The 16,663-nt window shown below is 67.9% G+C and carries 18 protein-coding genes; 4 read left to right on the forward strand and 14 right to left on the reverse strand.

All coding sequences use genetic code 11. The features are described from left to right. On the forward strand, window positions 1–331 hold a 331-nt coding region (locus ABW137_RS22735), incomplete at its 5' end, for an HNH endonuclease signature motif containing protein (RefSeq protein ID WP_526403709.1). 18 nt (window positions 332–349) lie between these two features. Here the strand turns inward: ABW137_RS22735 and ABW137_RS22740 are convergent. From ABW137_RS22740 to ABW137_RS22750, 3 genes are read right to left on the reverse strand one after another with little or no spacing between them, the layout of a single operon-like run. After that, window positions 350–859, reverse strand: a complete 510-nt coding sequence (locus ABW137_RS22740) for a GNAT family N-acetyltransferase (protein ID WP_526403710.1) — start codon at window positions 857–859, stop codon at window positions 350–352. Next, on the reverse strand, window positions 856–1,347 hold the full coding sequence (locus ABW137_RS22745) for a molybdopterin-dependent oxidoreductase (RefSeq protein ID WP_526403711.1): 492 nt from the start codon (window positions 1,345–1,347) through the stop codon (window positions 856–858). The genes ABW137_RS22740 and ABW137_RS22745 overlap by 4 nt, the downstream gene beginning before the upstream one ends. Continuing rightward, window positions 1,344–1,892 carry an SRPBCC family protein gene (locus tag ABW137_RS22750; RefSeq protein WP_526403712.1) on the reverse strand — a complete coding sequence of 183 codons (549 nt, stop codon included), beginning with the start codon at window positions 1,890–1,892 and terminating at the stop codon, window positions 1,344–1,346. The genes ABW137_RS22745 and ABW137_RS22750 overlap by 4 nt, the downstream gene beginning before the upstream one ends. 26 nt (window positions 1,893–1,918) lie before the next feature. Here ABW137_RS22750 and ABW137_RS22755 point away from each other — a divergent pair, with 26 nt between their 5' ends. Then, the gene (locus tag ABW137_RS22755) at window positions 1,919–3,016 is read left to right on the forward strand and encodes an LLM class flavin-dependent oxidoreductase (RefSeq protein ID WP_526403713.1); all 1,098 of its coding nucleotides are present in this window, start codon (window positions 1,919–1,921) and stop codon (window positions 3,014–3,016) included. Continuing rightward, on the forward strand, window positions 3,013–3,900 hold the full coding sequence (locus tag ABW137_RS22760; protein ID WP_526403714.1) for an EamA family transporter: 888 nt from the start codon (window positions 3,013–3,015) through the stop codon (window positions 3,898–3,900). The genes ABW137_RS22755 and ABW137_RS22760 overlap by 4 nt, the downstream gene beginning before the upstream one ends. 6 nt (window positions 3,901–3,906) lie before the next feature. Here ABW137_RS22760 and ABW137_RS22765 read toward each other — a convergent pair whose 3' ends face one another. The 7 genes from ABW137_RS22765 to ABW137_RS22795 all read right to left on the reverse strand — a co-directional run bounded on the left by ABW137_RS22765 (window position 3,907) and on the right by ABW137_RS22795 (window position 11,797). Then, window positions 3,907–5,145, reverse strand: coding sequence for a fatty acid desaturase family protein (locus tag ABW137_RS22765; protein WP_526403715.1), 1,239 nt, complete (start codon window positions 5,143–5,145; stop codon window positions 3,907–3,909). A 12-nt stretch (window positions 5,146–5,157) separates the two neighbouring features. Then, a complete protein-coding gene (locus ABW137_RS22770; RefSeq protein WP_526403716.1) occupies window positions 5,158–6,303 on the reverse strand; it encodes a ferredoxin reductase in 1,146 nt (381 codons plus the stop codon). Window positions 6,304–6,474: 171 nt separating this feature from the next. Continuing rightward, entirely contained in the window at window positions 6,475–7,812 is a 1,338-nt protein-coding gene (locus ABW137_RS22775) for an MFS transporter (protein ID WP_526403717.1), read from the reverse strand. A 79-nt stretch (window positions 7,813–7,891) separates the two neighbouring features. After that, window positions 7,892–9,349, reverse strand: a complete 1,458-nt coding sequence (locus tag ABW137_RS22780; RefSeq protein WP_526403718.1) for an arabinose isomerase — start codon at window positions 9,347–9,349, stop codon at window positions 7,892–7,894. Between the two features lie 234 nt (window positions 9,350–9,583). Then, a complete protein-coding gene (locus ABW137_RS22785) occupies window positions 9,584–10,477 on the reverse strand; it encodes an alpha/beta fold hydrolase (protein WP_526403719.1) in 894 nt (297 codons plus the stop codon). A gap of 43 nt (window positions 10,478–10,520) precedes the next feature. Further along, window positions 10,521–11,183 carry a hypothetical protein gene (locus tag ABW137_RS22790; protein ID WP_526403720.1) on the reverse strand — a complete coding sequence of 221 codons (663 nt, stop codon included), beginning with the start codon at window positions 11,181–11,183 and terminating at the stop codon, window positions 10,521–10,523. A 155-nt stretch (window positions 11,184–11,338) separates the two neighbouring features. Next, a complete protein-coding gene (locus ABW137_RS22795) occupies window positions 11,339–11,797 on the reverse strand; it encodes a MarR family winged helix-turn-helix transcriptional regulator (RefSeq protein WP_526403721.1) in 459 nt (152 codons plus the stop codon). A 124-nt stretch (window positions 11,798–11,921) separates the two neighbouring features. Between ABW137_RS22795 and ABW137_RS22800 the strand changes: the two genes are divergently transcribed. Beyond that, a complete protein-coding gene (locus ABW137_RS22800) occupies window positions 11,922–12,848 on the forward strand; it encodes an NmrA family NAD(P)-binding protein (protein ID WP_526403722.1) in 927 nt (308 codons plus the stop codon). On the opposite strand, the gene ABW137_RS22805 is transcribed toward ABW137_RS22800, so the two are convergent. The 4 genes from ABW137_RS22805 to ABW137_RS22820 all read right to left on the reverse strand — a co-directional run. Then, window positions 12,845–13,138, reverse strand: coding sequence for a putative quinol monooxygenase (locus ABW137_RS22805; RefSeq protein ID WP_526403723.1), 294 nt, complete (start codon window positions 13,136–13,138; stop codon window positions 12,845–12,847). The genes ABW137_RS22800 and ABW137_RS22805 overlap by 4 nt on opposite strands. 38 nt (window positions 13,139–13,176) lie before the next feature. After that, complete coding sequence (locus tag ABW137_RS22810) at window positions 13,177–14,436, reverse strand: NAD(P)/FAD-dependent oxidoreductase (protein WP_526403724.1); 1,260 nt, start codon at window positions 14,434–14,436, stop codon at window positions 13,177–13,179. Further along, window positions 14,433–15,854 carry an NAD(P)/FAD-dependent oxidoreductase gene (locus ABW137_RS22815; RefSeq protein ID WP_526403726.1) on the reverse strand — a complete coding sequence of 474 codons (1,422 nt, stop codon included), beginning with the start codon at window positions 15,852–15,854 and terminating at the stop codon, window positions 14,433–14,435. Before ABW137_RS22815 ends, ABW137_RS22810 begins: the two co-directional genes overlap by 4 nt. After that, window positions 15,851–16,663: FGGY-family carbohydrate kinase (locus ABW137_RS22820; protein ID WP_526403725.1), on the reverse strand; the 813-nt coding region annotated here is incomplete at its 5' end. The genes ABW137_RS22815 and ABW137_RS22820, both read right to left, overlap by 4 nt.

The raw sequence follows: 16,663 nt of genomic DNA on the forward strand, positions 1-16,663 counted from the left end.
CTGCGTGGTCCCCGGCTGCGCGGCCACCCGCGGCCTGCACGCCCACCACCTGGTGCACTGGGAAGACGGCGGCACCACCGACCTGACCAACCTGGTCCTGCTCTGCCCCCACCATCACCGCCTGCACCACCACGGCGGCATCACCCTCACCGGCGACGCCCACCACCTCACGATCCTCGACCACCAAGGCCAACCACTGCGCCAAGGATCACTCGCCCGACCACCAACCCAACCCCCACCCGCGGTCGCCCCCTGCCCCGGACCCACCGGAGAACGCGCCGACTGGTGGTGGTACGACCCCTACGAACCCCCACCACCAACGAGCAACTAGCTGCGGACCGTGCGCGCCTCACCCCAGCGGGAGGTGCATGACGTGTAGCCCGACCAGCCCGTGCGTCCGTGAGTCGAACGCCTCGGGCACCGTGCCGATGATCCGGAAGCCGAGGGATTGCCACAGGTGCACGGCGGCGACGTTGGTCTCGACGACGGCGTTGAACTGGATTGCCTTGAAGCCCATTTCGCGATGCCACTGCACGACGTACTCGCCGAGCCGGCGGCCGACGCCTCGCCCGCGCGCCGCAGGCGACACCATGAACGACGCGGTGCCGACGTGGGCACCGCGGGCGGGCCGGTTGGGTCCCATCGTCGCGCTACCGAGCACCGTCGGCCCGACGCCGGGAAGTTCCTCGGAGAGGACGACGGTCTGCCCCGGCGACCGCATGGTCCACAGCTCGCGGGCCTCCTCGGAGGTGAGGTCGGCCGGGTAGGCGTACGTCTCGCCCGCCTGCACGATCTCGTCGAAGAACGGCCACACCTGCTGCCAGTCGTCCTTGGTCATGGAACGGATGCCGTCGGTCATCGCGACGTGTCGATCACGCGCAGTTCGGTGAGGCCGCTGACGTAGCGACCGCCCTTGACGTCGCCGGGCACCACGAGGCGCGGGCGGTCCAGCGGCTTGCCGTCTTCGGTGTGCGCGACGAGAACCTGCGTCCCCGCGAAGTCCGGTGCGATCTCCGCCCACGCGACCGCCGCACGGTAGTCGTCGGCACCGATGGCCAGGATGGTGAAGGCCACCAGCGGGCTGTGGCGCGTCGGATCGACGGTCGGCTCCGCGGCAGTGACCACGTCGAACAACAGGGCGCCGTCGAAGGTGTGGGCCTGGGGCCCGGCGCTCGACTCGAACGCCACCGCCTGCGTGTGCGACGGGTAGGCGCGCAGCGCGTCGAGCGTCAGGGTGGCGGGTCGGCCGACGTCCCCGCTGACCGCCACCGTCGTCGGATCTGCCAGCGCGACACCGGGACACATCACCGCCACCGCGAGTAGGAGAACTGCCGCGAGTGTCCTCACGATGCGAACTCGTCCCTGATGCAGTCCAGGTTGATCTGCATGTACCTCTGCCACTCCGCGAGCCTGCCTGCGACGATCCGAGCCTCCTTCTCGGGCATCGCGTCGATTGCGGCCGTCAGTCCGGACGTGCCTGGCCCCATCCGCGCCCACTGCCTGATCAAGGCGCCGTCGCTGGTGGGCTCGACCTCGAACGCCCACCTCGCGGTGACGCCCGCAGGGCCGTGCACGTCCCACACCCAGCGGTGTTCGGGCTCGACCTCGATGACCTCGCACTCGGTCTGCCACTCGCCAAGGGCCGCGTGCTGATTGCAGCCGCGGAACCGGGCGCCCACCCGGACTTCGTCGGCGTCACCGAGCCACTGCACGCTCTGCAGCTCCGGCGAGCACCGCGCAGGCAGTCCGATGTCGGTCACCCGTGCCCAGGCGGTCGGCACGTCGCATGCGACCCGCTGGGTCACTTCGATGGTCGGCAGATCGCTGTAGCGCACCGTCGCACCTCCGCATCGTCGCCGCTTCTGCTGCCTGCCATAGTGCAGGAGACTCATCGACGGAATCGAATCAGGAGGCAGGTGTGTTGGTCGGAGCTCTCGTGGAACCGCGGCTGCCCGGTGCCGTCGACTATGCCGTCGCGGCGGAACGGATCGGCGTCGACTCGCTGTGGGTCCCCGAGGTTTGGGGGTACGACGCGCTGACGGGCCTCGCGTACCTCGCGGCGAAGACCAGCACCATCAAGCTGGGAACCTTTGTGGTGCAACTGGGTTCACGCAGTCCAGCATTGCTCGCCACGTCGGCGTTAAGCCTCCAGGAGCTCTCCGGCGGCAGGTTCGTCCTCGGTGTGGGCACCTCGGGGCCGGGGGTGATGGAGGGGTGGCACGGTGTGCGGTTCCGCCGTCCCGTGCAGACGACGCGCGAGACGATCGAGATCATCAGGACCGTAAGCCGCGGGGACCGCCTCGAGCACGCCGGTGAGATCTACCCGCTGCCGCTTCCGGATGGCAATGGCACCGCGCTGCGCCCCCTGGTCCGGCCCGATCACGTCCCGGTCTACGTCGCTGCGATGGGTCCGAAGAACCTGCGGTTGACGGGCGAGGTGGCCGACGGTTGGCTGGGCAACGCATTCATCCCCGAGGCTGCGGACGTGTTCTTCGGCCCTCTCCGCGAAGGTGCCGAAGGGGCCGGACGTGCGCTGGGCGACCTCGACCTCGTCGCGCCCGTCGCCGTCGAGTTCACCGAGACTCGCGCGGAGGGTGACGCCGCGGCCCGCAGGCACGCTGATGGGTATGCGTTCACGATCGGGGCGATGGGGGCATCCGGAGGGCAGGAGCGAAGCGACCCGGGAAATCGCACCGGAGGGCAGGAGCGAAGCGACCCGGGAAATTGGGCCGGCAGGAACTTCTATAGCGACGCCTTTACCCGACTGGGGTACGGCGAGGGGGTGAAGGCGGTCACCGACCTGTGGCAGGCTGGGCGGCGCGACGAGGCGAAGCAGGCCGTGCCCATCGATCTGGGTCGGCTGACCAACCTCTTGGGCACCGACGATCAGGTCGCCGACCGGGTCGCCCGCTATCGGGATGCGGGCATCACGACGCTGTTGGCCAAGCTCGACGGGGACTACGGCCACCAACTCGCCGCCCTGGAGCGGCTTCTGGCCATCGTCGCCGACCTGTGACCGAGGACGAGAAACCGAGTGGCGCTCCGGTCGGGGCTTCGCTGCTGGTCGTCGGCGCTGCGATCGCCCAGGAGGTGGGCGCCGCGTTCGCCGTCGGGTTGTTCAGCGCGCTTGGCGCGGGCGGCGCGGCATTCACGCGCTTCGCCGTGGCGGGCGCCGTCCTCTGCACCGTCGTCCGCCCCCGGCTCCGCGGCCTGACGCGGGAGGCGTGGCTCGCGGCGATCGCCCTCGCGGCATCGCTGGCCACGATGAACCTCTGCTTCTACTACGCCATTTCACGGATTCCGCTCGGCATCGCCGTGACCATCGAAGTGCTTGGCCCACTCACTCTTTCGGTGGTGATGAGCCGACGTCCCACCGCCTGGTTATGGGCCCTGCTGGCTTTCGGCGGGATCGCCGTCCTCGGCTTGACCCCGAAGCAGATGGGTCACCTCGACGTCGTCGGCGTGGCCTTCGCCGTCGTGGCGGCGGTCAGCTGGGCGAGCTACATCGTCGCGACGTCGCGAGCGGTGCGGGTGTTCCCGAGGCTCGACGCCCTGGCGATCGCCACCGTCATGGGAGCCATCCTGATGGTGCCGTTCGCGGCCTTCGGCATCGACCCCGGCGCGGCCATGCACTGGCACGTCGCGGCTCTGGCGGTCGCCGTGGGACTGCTGAGTTCGGTGATCCCGTACTCACTGGAACTTTGGTCCCTGCGCACGCTGGCCCCGGCGACGTTCGCGGTGCTGACGTGCCTCTCCCCCGTCGTCGCGGTGCTCGCCGGGTGGGCGGTCCTCGGTCAGCGACTCACGGTGCTCGACTGCCTGGCGATCCTGCTCGTCACGCTGGCGAGCATCGGCGCCGTCAGGTCCGCGCGGACCCCGGACCGCCTCGGCCCGCCGTAGATGCGCTCATGCCGCAGCGATCTTCGACTCTTGCAGCTCGCGCAGCGCTGTTCGCAGCCCGCGCCGCCTTCCGGTCTCCGGGTCGACGCCGAACGTCTCGCGAACCCCGTCGCGAATCCGGAACTTCAACTCGGAGTTGGTTTCCGGTGCGTCGTCGGACGTGCTCTTGAGGAACCGGTTCGGCAACGCGAGCTTGAGGATCGTCCAGAACGACTGCGAATACTGACGAAGAAGCGGCCCCGTGGTGTAGGGCAGGTCGTACTTGTCGCACAGCGCGCGGACCCGCACGCTGATCTCGGCGTAGCGGTTGCTGGGCAGGTCCGGGAACAGATGGTGTTCGATCTGGTAGCAGAGGTTCCCGCTCATGAACGCCATCACCGGTCCGGCGTGGAAGTTGGCTGATCCCAACATCTGTCGCAGATACCACTCGGGCTGCGTCTCCTCCTCGAACTCCTGACGGGTGAACTTCTCGGCACCGTCGGGGAAGTGACCGCAGAAGATCACCATGTAGGACCAGTAGTTGCGGATGAGATTCGCGACCGCGTTGGCACCGAGGGTGTGCTTCCAATTCCGGCCCGCCAACGCCGGGAAGACGAGATAGTCCTTGCCGACCTGCTTGCCGACCTTCTTGCCGATGATGCGCAGATCCTTGCGGACCTCAGCCATCGACTTCTCACCCTTGCGGTACTTCGTGGTCTCCAGACCATGCGCGGCGACGCCCCACTCGAAAAGGGTGCCGAGGGTGAGGTTGATGACGGGATTGAAGATCATCCAGCGCTCCCAACGCTGGTCGCGGGTCAAGCGCATGATGCCGTAGCCGATGTCGTCGTCGAGCCCGACGACGTTGGTGTACTTGTGGTGGATGAAGTTGTGCGACTTCTTCCAGTGCACGCTCGGAGAGGTCGTGTCCCACTCCCACTCGGTGGAGTGGATCTCGGGGTCGTTCATCCAGTCCCACTGACCGTGGGTGATGTTGTGCCCCAGCTCCATGTTCTCGATGATCTTTCCTGTACCCAGCATGGCGGTCCCTGCAGCCCAGGCGTACCGATTGCGGCTCGCCATCAACAGGATTCGGCTGCCGACCACCAGCGCGCGTTGAAACTGGATGGCCCGCCGGATGTAGCGGGCGTCGCGTTCGCCGCGGGATTCCTCGATGTCGGCTCGGATCGCGTCGAGTTCGCGGCCGAGTTCCTCGACGTCCTCGGGGGTCAGATGTGCGTATTCCTTGATGTCCGTGATGGCCATGTCGTCTCTCCTTTAGATGTTGAGGGTGCAGTCGCCGGATGCGGTGGAAATGCAGGTCTGGATTCGGTCGCCGTCGCCGTGCTCCTGTCCTGACCGGATGTCCCGCACATGGCCCGAATCCAATGGCAGAACGCATGTTTGGCAGATGCCCATACGGCAGCCGAACGGCATCTGGATGCCGACGCGTTCACCTGCCTCCAGCAGTGAGGTGGCCCCGTCGACCTCGATGGTCTTGTCCGAGACCGCGAAGGTGACGGTGCCGCCCTCGCCGCCCTTGTCGGTGCGGGCGATGACGAAGCGCTCCATGTGCAGGTTGCCATCCGGCACGCCGGCGTCGCCCCAGACCCGTTCGATCTCGTCGAGCATCGCGGGCGGGCCGCACGCCCAGGTGGGTCGATGCTGCCAGTCGGGAACGACGTCGCCGAGCGTCGTGAAGTCCAGGTGTCCCGCGTCGTCGGTGAGCTGCAGGTGCAGCCGGTAGTCGTCGCGGGTGTCGTGGAGCTGGCGCAGCTCGTCGTGGAAGATGACGTGCTCCGCGGACGGAGCGGAGTGGACGTGCACGACGTCGGCGCTCTGCCCGCGTTGGGCCATCGACCGCAGCATTGCCATGACGGGGGTGATCCCGCTGCCCGCGGTGACGAGCAGGAGCTTGGCAGGCGGCGGGTCTGGCAGGGCGAAGTCGCCCTTCGGCGCCGCTAGGCGAACGATCGTTCCTGGTTTCACACCGTTCACCAAGTGCGTCGACAAGAACCCCTCCGGCGTCGCCTTCACCGTGATCGAGATCAGCTTCTCGTCGCGCCGGGGGATCGAGGTCAGCGAGTAGGAGCGCCAGTGCCACCGCCCCTCGACGCGCAACCCAATTCCCACGTACTGGCCAGGGCGGTAGTCACCGGAGAAACCCCAGCCGGGTTTGATCGTGACGGTGGCCGTGTCATCTGTCTCTTTGTGCACGTCAACGACCTCGCCGCGCAATTCGCGGGCTGACCACAGCGGGTTGAGCAGTTTCAGGTAGTCGTCGGGCAGCAGGGGTGTGGTGGCGCGGGCGGCAAGTCCGCGCAACACGTTGACCATGGGCGTCGACGCGGTCTCGACGTCCTTGGCGGGTGCCTCACTCCATCGGGTGACGTCGCGGAACCGTCGGGCCAGGTTCAATGCCATGTCGCACCGCCCTGGCAGCGGGTGCGAAACGGGGATCTCAGTGAACGCATGTACACCAAAGTACCCACGCGTGGCTCGGCTCACACAAAGTCGTGTTCGCCGGGGAAACTACCGCGGCCCGCGCACCGTCCCGTGGTCGATCGTCACGCCAAGTGAGGTCGCCGTCGGCCCTCAGCCATGCGTGTCGACGGCGCCGTCGTGATGGCGGGCTGCCTCACCATGCACGGTGGGCCGCCCCCAACGCTCCGACTCGATCTCGTTGAGCGACTTGCCCTGCGTCTTGGGTGCGCCAAGGGTTCCGATGACGAGGGCGACCACGAGCAACGCGATCAGCATCATTCCAACGGCGGGTAGCCCGGTCGCCGATAGCAGCGCAGGGAAGAAGAAGCTCAGCACGCCGATGGCCACGCGGGCGGCGAAGAACAGCGTGCCCTGGGCGCTGGCTCGGTACGGCGTTGCGAACATCTCACTCGCCCACAAGCCGTAGAACGCCTGAGCGCCGATGCCGCACGACACTCCCCACAGCACGGCGAATGCGAGCAGGGCAGGTAGGCCCGCCGAGCTGAGGAACACCAACACCAACCAACCCACGACGCCGAGAGCGGCGCCGCCGGCGTACAGCGCTCGCTGCGATATCCGGTCGGCCCACGCCATGAAGCCGAAGAAGGTGGCCGCCACCGTGCAACCCCACAGCAGCACCTGTAGAAGGTCCTGTGCGACAACGCTGTGCAGCCCTGCGCTGTCATAGATGCGCGGCATGAAGATGCCCGCTTGGCCCGCGACGATCCCCCAGAGGCCATAGACGCCGAACAGGAAGAGCAGCGCCCCGATGTTCTTGCGGCCGGTGTACAGACCGCGCAAGCCACGGCTGCTCGCCGCGTTGGCACCGTCGTTCACGCCTGCGGCCTGGTTGGCTTCCTTCCATAGTGAGGACTCCTGGAGTCCTTGTCGCAGCCACCAGACCACTGCGGCAACCACGAACAGGTGCGCAAAGACGAGCCTGGAGCCCAACAGGCCCAGCGATCCCAGGGCAGCTGCCAAACCAAATCCGATGACCGGGCCCATCGACCACGCCAACTGGGCTGCGCCCACGTGCTTGGCCCGTTGGTCCGGTGGCGCTTGTTCGGCGATGTAGGTCCAAGAGGCAGGCACCCCCGCCCCAACGGCGACACCAGTGATCACGAACGCAATCAGCAGCATCGAGTAGGTAACGGCGCACGCGGCCAACGCCACCCCTGCCATGTACACCAGCAGGTCGTAGGTGTAAATCGCCTTGCGGCCGAAGCGATCACAGAGCGGGCCGCCGATAGCGGCGCCGATCGCCGCTCCGAACGCGTTCGCGCTGACGGCCGCCAAGAGTCCGACCGCGAAGTCGGAGACTCCAAAGCGTTCTTGCCAGAAGCCGAGGCTGGTGGCGATCGCGATGATGGAGCCCGCCTCGATGTAGTTGGACATGGCGACCGATATGGTCGCTCGCCATCCCGTGGTGGACTTTGCGCCGAGCTGCATTGGTGAGGGTTCCTTCGTTGCGACGGATTGTGAGAACGACTTGTTGAGACGTCGGCTGGTGCGTGGCGAGCGTGGTAGCTCAGACGGTGACGTGCTCGATGCCGAGGAGGTCGGCCGCAGCGGCAATGTCAGCCGAGCGATGTCCGGTGCATAGCGCCCAGTGGTGTCCCGTCCCCGTCGCACTCCATGCGTCGGTCCATTCACCGGGGTCTCGACCGAAGTCCACGCGCGACGTCGTGTTGCCGATCGCCAGTAGCGGACCAGGAACGGTGTTGCCCTCCGACGTGATGAACCTCAGCGCCCCGTCGGCCTCTTGTCCGACGGCGAACGTGGTTACGGGTCCATGCGTGACGTCGAATTCCACGCTCACTCCGTAGCCCCTCTTACCGTGATAGACGCCCAGCCCACGCAGCAGCGGCTTGCCTGACGAGATCGCTAGGTGGGCCGGGCCGTCGTGGCCCATCTCCACGACGCCGTCGTGGAAGTTGAGGGCCTGCAGCTCGGTGAAGGACCCGCCCGCCCCGATCCGGTCGGCGATCAACATCGCCACAGCCGTCCGGATGTCGTACTCGCCCGCCGTCGGGACACCTCTGGCGGTCAGCAGTGAGGCTCCCAGATTCATTCCGGCGCCCAGCCTTTCGTGCATCTCCCCGTCGAGGCCGCGGTGGTAGTAGGCCATCGCATCCAGGTCGAAGTCGGTGACGAGCTGATCGAGCGCGACCGAGACGCGGGCCGCCCATTTCAGGTCGGCCATGTTCACGGATTCGTCGACGTCGAACACCTCGTACGCCAGCCTGGCCCTGTCGTCGACCTCGCGTTCGCTGACAGCGGAGGCGCGCACTCGCAGGTCGTCGAATTCGAGCACTTCGACGTGCGAGCCCAGCTGACTCGACAACGTCGTCATGTCCGTGGAGATGTCGAGCATTCCGGGGTAGAGGTGCCCCATCAATCCCAGTCTGCCGGTACGCAATGCGGCGCGCGCGGTCGCCGCGGCAAGCCAGCGGTGAATCCGGCGCCACGCGTTGTCGTCGTCCAAGTACCCCGATACGGATCTGAAGGGCACTCCGCTTCGTCGAAAGACGTTGGCCACCTCGGGAAGTGGGCATTGACCGCAATAGGCCAGCCACGTGCCGGTATCGGTGTTCGGGTGATCCATGGCCGCGGTGGGTTGCAGGTCGATCAGCAATACCGGCGTGTGCGTGCGCTGCGCTATCGGAAGCACCATCGATGATGTGACGTAGGTGGTGAGGAAGACGACCACGAGGTCGCAATCGGCACGACTGAGCTCGGATGCGGCGGCGGCCGATTCGGTGGGATCGGAGACGAAGCCGGCGTCGACGATCTCGCAGCCGTGCTCCTCGAACCGGCCTGCGACGCGCCTCACCGATGTCTCCAACAACGGACGGAGATGGGGAAACTGTGGCCAGTAGGCCCCCAGCCCGCCAGCCACCAGACCAACCCGGGTGCGACGGGGGGTGATTCGCTCCAGACCCCGTAGACCCTGCAATGACGCGTTTGGTGAGATTGCCGTGCTCATGGCTTCGCCCCTTTCGACGTCCCGAGCGAGACGTCCAAGGTCCCGCCCCAGTAATTGAAACGTTTCAATCGGTGATGGCCATCACACTATGTGACGCGTCGCAAGCCTGTCAACGGGGGCGCTCGACGGGAGCGCCGCGGTCGGGCGTCACATCGATTTGGCACAGAGAATCAGCTGGCACGTCAACCACGTTGTGCTGCAACACTTACGCGCTGATCCACGCGAGGTGAGTCGCTACGGCGTGTCGGGGTCCGGGACCGGTGCCAGCGCGTCGGCCTCGACGTCCATCGCCCTGGTGCTGGTCATGAAGTCGTCGATGATGTCGGCGACCTCCGAGGGCGCCTCGACGTGGGCGAAGTGTCCGACGCCGGTGAGTACCTCCAACCGACTGCCGGGGCGGGCGGCCTGCGCGGCATAGCCATGCTCGACCGGAATGATCTCGTCGTCGGCACCCCAGATCGCCAACGTCGGCAGTTCGGAGCGCACGTGCAACCGGTTCAGTGCGCTGACGGCCTGCCCGCGGTAGTCCACGACGGACCGGAGGGTGCGAAGGAACGCGTCGCGCGTTGGGGGGTCCGAGAACGACGAGTAGGCGCGCCAGATCTCGCTGGCGCGTGGCGCACGCATCCCGGACTTAGTGAACCAGGAGCCGATCTTGTTGCCCGCCTTCAGGACTGGCGACGGGGCGATGATCGGCAGCACGAACTCGGCACCCGGCGCGGACAGCAGCCGCAAGATCCACCCCACGTCGGGGCCCAGTCCGCCGCTGCTGATCAGGATGACGCGCTCGCAGTAGTCCGGGTGCTGATAGATGAACTGCATGGCGACACCGCCGCCGAGCGAGTGGCCGACGATGGTCGCCCGCGCGATCCCCAGCTCGTCGAGGAAGTCACGGAGCCACACCGCGAAGGCACCCAGCGAGTAGTCGCCGCGCGGCTTGTGCGACTGCCCGTGGCCGAGCAGATCGGGTGCCACCACCCGGTACTTCTTGGCCAGCCGGGGAATCAACTCGCGCCACGCGTCCGAGCTGCCTGCCATGCCGTGGATCAGGAGGAGGACCTCGCCGTTGCCCTCGTCGCGGTAGGCGACCCGGTCGCCATGCAACTCGAGGAACTTGAGTTCGTTCATGTGATCTCTCCGCTTCGGTTCGATCATGGCGGAGTACCCCGCACTATTCCCCGGTAACTTCGAGCCTCCCCGATCCGGGCGGAACCGTCAACGGCGCGGACTCGACCGCGCGGCGCCGGGCTGCCTTGATGCGCGACCGCCCTCCCAGCAGAGCGGCCAGCACCAGCGCATTCGCCACCAGCAGATAGGCGGGGTAGGCGTTGGCGGCAAAGGAGGCGTTCGTCACTGCCGCCACGCCCAACGCGCTGCCGACGACGTCCGCCGACCAGGTCGGGAGGGATTCACTGTGCGGCTGCAGCCACGCCTCCCGCAGCGTAGGCCAGACCGCCGCCGCGTCGCAGACGATGGCGAGCGCCGCCGCAGGCGTGTCCCCGAGTCCGCCGAACCGCCACAGGCCCACGCCTGCCAGCGCAACCACGCCGAGAGCGATGTCACTGGGCCGAACCCCCGGCTTGCCGTACTTCCTGGTCATGCTGAGGAGGAAGGTGACGATGTAGGCGACCGTGTACACGCCCGCGACGTACGCGCCTGGCCCGGCACCCGCCGAATCGGTCACACCGAAGCCGAGGACGCCGATGCACGTCCACACCGCCCAGGTCACCCGGTGCGGCCTCGTCTGACCCCAGACGATGTCATACAGGTAGTAGATGGCGCCGACGCTCACGATGAGCGCGCCGATCACCCCAAGCCAGTCATGCGCGTCCATCGCGGCCCGTCCCCCCGGTCAGCCTGATGCATCCCCGCGTCGCAGTGTGCCATCACTTCCGGCAACGACGGGACACTTTGCTGCAGACGTAACGTCCGCGGCGTTCATGCCGCGCCCGCAGCGTTCCTGCCGCGCCCGCGGGGGGCTGCACGTCGTCAAGCAGGACTGAGCCGCTCGTCGCGCGCGATGTCCAGCAGCTGGGCGCGAAGCTCGTCGGCGGCATCCTTGCCGATGGTGGCCGCAAAGTGGCGTTGCGCACGCTGCCACAGCGGGAAGGCCTCGTCGAAACGCCGCCGCCCCTCATCGGTCAGGACGACCTGAGTGGCGCGACGGTCCGCGCTGCTCCGCTGCAAGCGGATCAGGCCGTCGCGTTCCAGCGGTCGCAGCGAGTGACCGAGCCCGGAGCGGTCCATCACGAGCGCGTCGGCGAGTTGATTGAGGGTGGGCGGCTCGGCGGTGGGGTCGGTCAGTTCACCGATGATGGCGTACTGGGTGGACCGCAGACCCGTCGGCGCCAGCGCCTCGTCGTAGAGCTGCGTGAGCCGTCGCGACGCCTTTCGGAGCGCGGTGGCATGGCAATCGCGGGTGATGGACACCCTGCTGCGTTGCGCCATTGTTCCTCCTGACGTGCACAACTAGCGCTCGTTCCAGCCTATTTCACAGATATGGGCATATACCCGTAAATATCGTCGTTGACCCCGTCGGGGCCGTACGAGCCACCACTGAATGGAGCCAGACATGAGCGACAACGACACCTTCCTCGTCACCGGCGCGACCGGAACGGTCGGTACCCACCTCACCCGCCTGTTGTTGGACCGCGGCCACCGGGTCACCGCGCTGGTCCACCGACTCGACGACCGCTCGCAGCGGCTCGAAGCACAGGGCGCACACGTCGTCAGCCTCGACCTTCTCGACATCGATGCCGTCGGTACGGCATTGAAGGGCGTACGCGCGGCCTACTTCTCGTACCCCATCCTCGACGGACTGCTCGAGGCGTCGACCATCTTCGCCAATGCCGCCGCCGAGGGCGGCGTCGAGGCCGTCGTCAACATGTCGCAGATGCCCGCCCGTCGCGATGCGGCCAGCAACGCCTCGCGCCAGCACTGGTTGGCGGAGTTGATCTTCGACCGGTTCCCGACCCCCACCGCGCACATCAAGCCAACCTTCTTCGCCGAGTGGCTGATCAACTTCCGCGACGCGGACGGCACCCTCCGACTGCCCTTCGCCGATGGCAGACATGCCCCGATCGCCGCCGAGGACCAGGCTTACGTCATCGCCGCCATCCTCGAGCACCCGGAAGGCCACGCAGGCAAACGGTATCCGTTGACCGGGCCCGTCGAGCTGAACCATCACGAGATCGCCGAGATCCTGACGAAGGCGCTGGGGCGCGCGATCAGCTACGAACCGATCAGCATCCCCGAGTTCGTCGACCGATTGACGGCCGACGGGTTGTCCCCGCACGCCGTGCAGCACCTGGCCAGCGTCGCGGCGGACTACCGCAACGGCGTGTTCTCCGGCACCAACGAGTACGTCGCCGACATCGGCGGCATCACTCCGACCAGCGTCGAGGCGTTCGCCCTGCGAAACGAGGACCACTTCGATCACCCCGAACTGTGGGGTCAGTGGAAGTTCGCCCGCCGCTCGCGCAGTGGGGTCAGCGACTAGACGTCGATGGTCGTGTACCTGGTCTTGACCGGCGGCGCGGCCAGCAGCGGCGGCAGGTCGGTGATCTTGCCGTCACCGGCGCGGAACGCGCGGTAGGCCTCGTCGTCCTCGACGGTCTCCCACACCTCGTAGATGACCCAGTGCGCCTCGTCGTCCTCGTCCAGGAGGACGTCGGTGACCACGTTGCCTTGGAACGCGCGGGTCTTCTTCAGCTCGCGGCCGAAGACTTCGCGCGCCTCGGCGACGGACTCGGGCTTGAACTTCAGCTCGAGCAGGACGGTGACGGACATGGTGTTCTCCTGACGTCTGAGGACCTCTGCCTAGCTTGTCAGATGGCGAGTTCGGCCGTCACGTCACCACCCGCCGGGTCGGCGCCGGCGACCAGTGACCACGGCGCCCGGTAGATCCGACCCGGCGCGGCGGGCCACAACGTGCGCGTCGCGCCGATGACTCGACCATCCTGGACGGCGCGCAATCTGGGCGCGCGGTGATACTCATCGACCCAGAACAGCAGATCGCCGCGAGGCGCGACACCGCCGTCAGCCGCGATCAGTTGCGGCGTCACCCACCGGAACGGCGCCCGGGTTCGAACCCTGATCCCCAGCGGCACGGTCTCCTTCCCGTCGAGCCACTCGAGGACCGTCGGAGCGACGTGGCGACCGTCCAGCGCCGCGCCGTCGGCGGTGTCGACGGGATGCAGGAGATTGCCGATCGCGAACACGCCGGGCTCGGTGGTCCGCAGGCTCGCATCGACGAGCGGTCCCCGCGTAGCGGAATCCATTGCCACACCGGCGGTTCTGGCGAGTTCGTGATCGGGGATCCAGTCGCCGGTGGTGACGACGGTGTCGCAGGCGATCGTGGTGCGCGCACCCGTGTCGAGGTCTTCCACGACCACGGAGGAGACGCGCCGCTTGCCGTCGATGCGCACCACGCGCGTGCGCGACAGAACGGGTCCGCTCAGCAGCGCCCGGCCGGCGATCCGGAACGCGGCGTACGCCTCGGCGTGTCGGTAACCGCTGAGCATCGCGACTGTGGCACAACCGGCCTCGCGCAACGTCATCACCGCCGACCAGCTGACCAGCTCCGCGCCCACCACCACCGCGCGGGATCCAACGGCGGCGTGCCGTACGTGGACCAGGTTCTGCAGCTGGCCCGTGGTGTACACGCCGTCCGGTCGGTCACCGGCGATCAACCGCGCGGGTCTGGGCCGCTCGCGGGCACCCGTCGCCAGGACCACCGCGTCGGCTTCGACGACGCGACGACCGCGCGGGGACGTCACGTCCATGGTGCGCTCCCCGCGCCAACCGGTGACCATCGCCTCGGTCTCCAACCGGGCTCCAGCGTCGCGCGCGGTCTCGGTCAGCCGTCGCGCGTACGCCGGACCGGAGATGAACCGCTTCAGGTCCCGGATTCCGTAGCCGGGGTGGTCGCTGTGCCTGGGAATGCCACCGGTCTCGGCCTCGCGTTCGAGGACGAGGACCTCCCCCTCGACCAGTGGGGCGAGGTACGCCGCGGCAGTCAGCCCGGACGGCCCGCCGCCGACGATCACGACGGCTGTCTTGTGAAAGTCGTTGATGGGAACCATCATTGGCTCGCCTGCAGCAGTGCGGCGGTGTCCGCGCCGCAGTAGAAGCCTTGACAGCGACCGTTCATGACGCGGGTTCGACGGCGCAGCCCGTCGAGGTCCCGCGGCGGGATGTCCGAGGCGAACGCGTCGCGGATCTCACCTGCGGTCACCCGCTCGCAGAAGCAGACGATGCGGCCGTACTCCCGGTCCGCGGCGATGCGCTCGGCATCCTGGTAGGGCCTCGTCGAGGCCTCACCGATGTTGGGCATCAGAGGCGGGGGCGGGAGCTCGGAGCGCGGCGTCAGGTCGAGGTCGGTGTCTGCGAGCAGCCCCAGAAGGTGTTCTGCCACAGCCATTCCCGACGTCAGCCCGGTGGAGCGAATGCCACCGACGAGAACGTAGTGCTGGTCGCGATCGACGTCGATCAGGTAGTCGTCATGATCGGTCGCCGCCCGCAGCCCCGCATAGGTGGCAGTGATCTCCTCGTCGAACAACGTCGGCATCAGCGCACGGCCCTTGGCGAGCAGGAATTCGAGCCCCTCCTCGGAGGTGCCGGTGGCGGTGCGGTCCACGAGGTTCTCCGACGTCGGTCCCACCATCACGTTGCCGTAGATGGTGGGGCTGACCAGAACTCCCTTGCCGCGCGACGACGGCACCGCAAGCACGATGCACGGCACCATGGGTCTGGTCAGCTTGTCGAACACCAGCAGCTCGCCGCGCCGCGGCGTGACGGTGAAGCGCGTGTAGCCGAACTGGGCGTCGAGGTGGTCGGCGCCAAGTCCGGCGGCGTTGACCACCCAGCGGGCGTCCACGTCGCCGCGAGTGGTGGCGACGGTGGCGTGGTCGACGCCGTCGCGCCGCGGGACCACGGAGGTGACCAACGCGCCACGGCGAAGTTCGGCCCCGCGCCGGACGGCGTCGGTGGCCAACGCGAGGTTGGTGGTCCACGTGCAGATGATCGACTCACCAGGCACGGTCAAAGCGGCGAGTGCGCCGGGTCCAAGCTCGGGGACACGACGATAAACGTCATCGCCGCTGATGATTTCGCACTCGTCGTACCCGTTGCGCTCGGCCTTGTCCTTGAGCCCCGGCAGGGCGTCGCGCTCCTCGTCGGTCCAGGCCACCAGCAATGCGCCGGTGCGCTCGATCGGGATGCCGACCAGCTCGGCGTACTCACCGAGCAGGTGGTAGCCGCGGGCGACGAGCCGGGACTCCAGCGTCCCTGGCGTGGCATCGAATCCGGTGTGCAGAAGCGCGGTATTGGCCTTGCTGGTGCCGTCACCGACGTCGTCTCGCCCCTCGACGAGGGTGACGGACAGGCCCGTGCCTGCGAGTGCGCGGGCGATGGCGCTCCCCACGATCCCCGCGCCGATGACCACGACGTCACGAACGTCGTTCGGTCCAGGGGTCGGGCCAGCGGCGGGGCGGTGACCGTTCACGATCGAGCCTTCGACGCGGATGACGTTGCCACCGTGGTGGCCGATGTCGTTGCCACCGCGGACTTCCACCGCGCCAGGTGGTCGGCGGCTCGGTCGTCGGACCAGACGGGCTCGTAGGTGTGCTGTGGTGTCCAGGTGCCGACCACCTCGGCCGGGGTGAGCGTGCGGTCGAGGGCGAGGTGCGCGCACGCCGCCGCGCCGAGCGGGGTGGCGTGTGCCGACGGGTACACCTCGACGGGGATCCCGGCGAGATCGGCCTGCGCCTGCATCAGGACCGCCGACCGGGTCAGCCCGCCGTCGACGCGCAACCTGCTCAGCGGTTGACCCAGGTCGTGGGCCACCAATTCGGCCAGGCACGCCACCTGCGCGGCGATGCCCTCCAGCAGTGCCCGCACGACGTGTCCCCGACCGCTGCTGAGGGTCATCCCCGTGAACGACGCGGTGGCGTGCGCGTCCCACCACGGCGCGGCCAGCCCTGCAAGCGCGGGGACGCAGAGGACGCCTTCGCTGGAGTCGGCCGCCACCGCGTCGAGCTGGTCGGCCGAGGGCACCAGCCCCAGATCGATCGCCCACCTCACGGCCGACGCCGCGGTGTAGACCTGCCCGTCGGCGCAGTAGGCGGTGTCGCCCCGCAGCGTCCAGGCGATCGACGTCGTGAGGCCCGCGGTGGAGCGGGCGGGGTTGTCGCCGAGTTGGGCGAGCAGGAACGCGCCGGTGCCGAAGGTGCACTTCGCGGCGCCAGGGTCCAGACAACTCTCGGCGAGCAGCGCCGCCTGCTGGTCGACGATCAGCCCGGCGACGGGGATCGC

This window comes from Mycobacterium sp. (assembly GCF_040509115.1).
Taxonomy (GTDB): Bacteria; Actinomycetota; Actinomycetes; order Mycobacteriales; family Mycobacteriaceae; genus Mycobacterium.

Bases quoted from the DNA above. Each gene is read 5' to 3' on its own strand.
- ABW137_RS22770 (WP_526403716.1), bottom strand. From the start codon at position 6,303: ATGGCATTGAACCTGGCCCGACGGTTCCGCGACGTCACCCGATGGAGT.
- ABW137_RS22750 (WP_526403712.1), bottom strand. From the start codon at position 1,892: ATGAGTCTCCTGCACTATGGCAGGCAGCAGAAGCGGCGACGATGCGGA.
- ABW137_RS22775 (WP_526403717.1), bottom strand. From the start codon at position 7,812: ATGCAGCTCGGCGCAAAGTCCACCACGGGATGGCGAGCGACCATATCG.
- ABW137_RS22780 (WP_526403718.1), bottom strand. From the start codon at position 9,349: ATGAGCACGGCAATCTCACCAAACGCGTCATTGCAGGGTCTACGGGGT.
- ABW137_RS22805 (WP_526403723.1), bottom strand. From the start codon at position 13,138: ATGTCCGTCACCGTCCTGCTCGAGCTGAAGTTCAAGCCCGAGTCCGTC.
- ABW137_RS22765 (WP_526403715.1), bottom strand. From the start codon at position 5,145: ATGGCCATCACGGACATCAAGGAATACGCACATCTGACCCCCGAGGAC.
- ABW137_RS22795 (WP_526403721.1), bottom strand. From the start codon at position 11,797: ATGGCGCAACGCAGCAGGGTGTCCATCACCCGCGATTGCCATGCCACC.
- ABW137_RS22785 (WP_526403719.1), bottom strand. From the start codon at position 10,477: ATGAACGAACTCAAGTTCCTCGAGTTGCATGGCGACCGGGTCGCCTAC.
- ABW137_RS22790 (WP_526403720.1), bottom strand. From the start codon at position 11,183: ATGGACGCGCATGACTGGCTTGGGGTGATCGGCGCGCTCATCGTGAGC.
- ABW137_RS22740 (WP_526403710.1), bottom strand. From the start codon at position 859: ATGACCGACGGCATCCGTTCCATGACCAAGGACGACTGGCAGCAGGTG.
- ABW137_RS22800 (WP_526403722.1), top strand. From the start codon at position 11,922: ATGAGCGACAACGACACCTTCCTCGTCACCGGCGCGACCGGAACGGTC.
- ABW137_RS22810 (WP_526403724.1), bottom strand. From the start codon at position 14,436: ATGATGGTTCCCATCAACGACTTTCACAAGACAGCCGTCGTGATCGTC.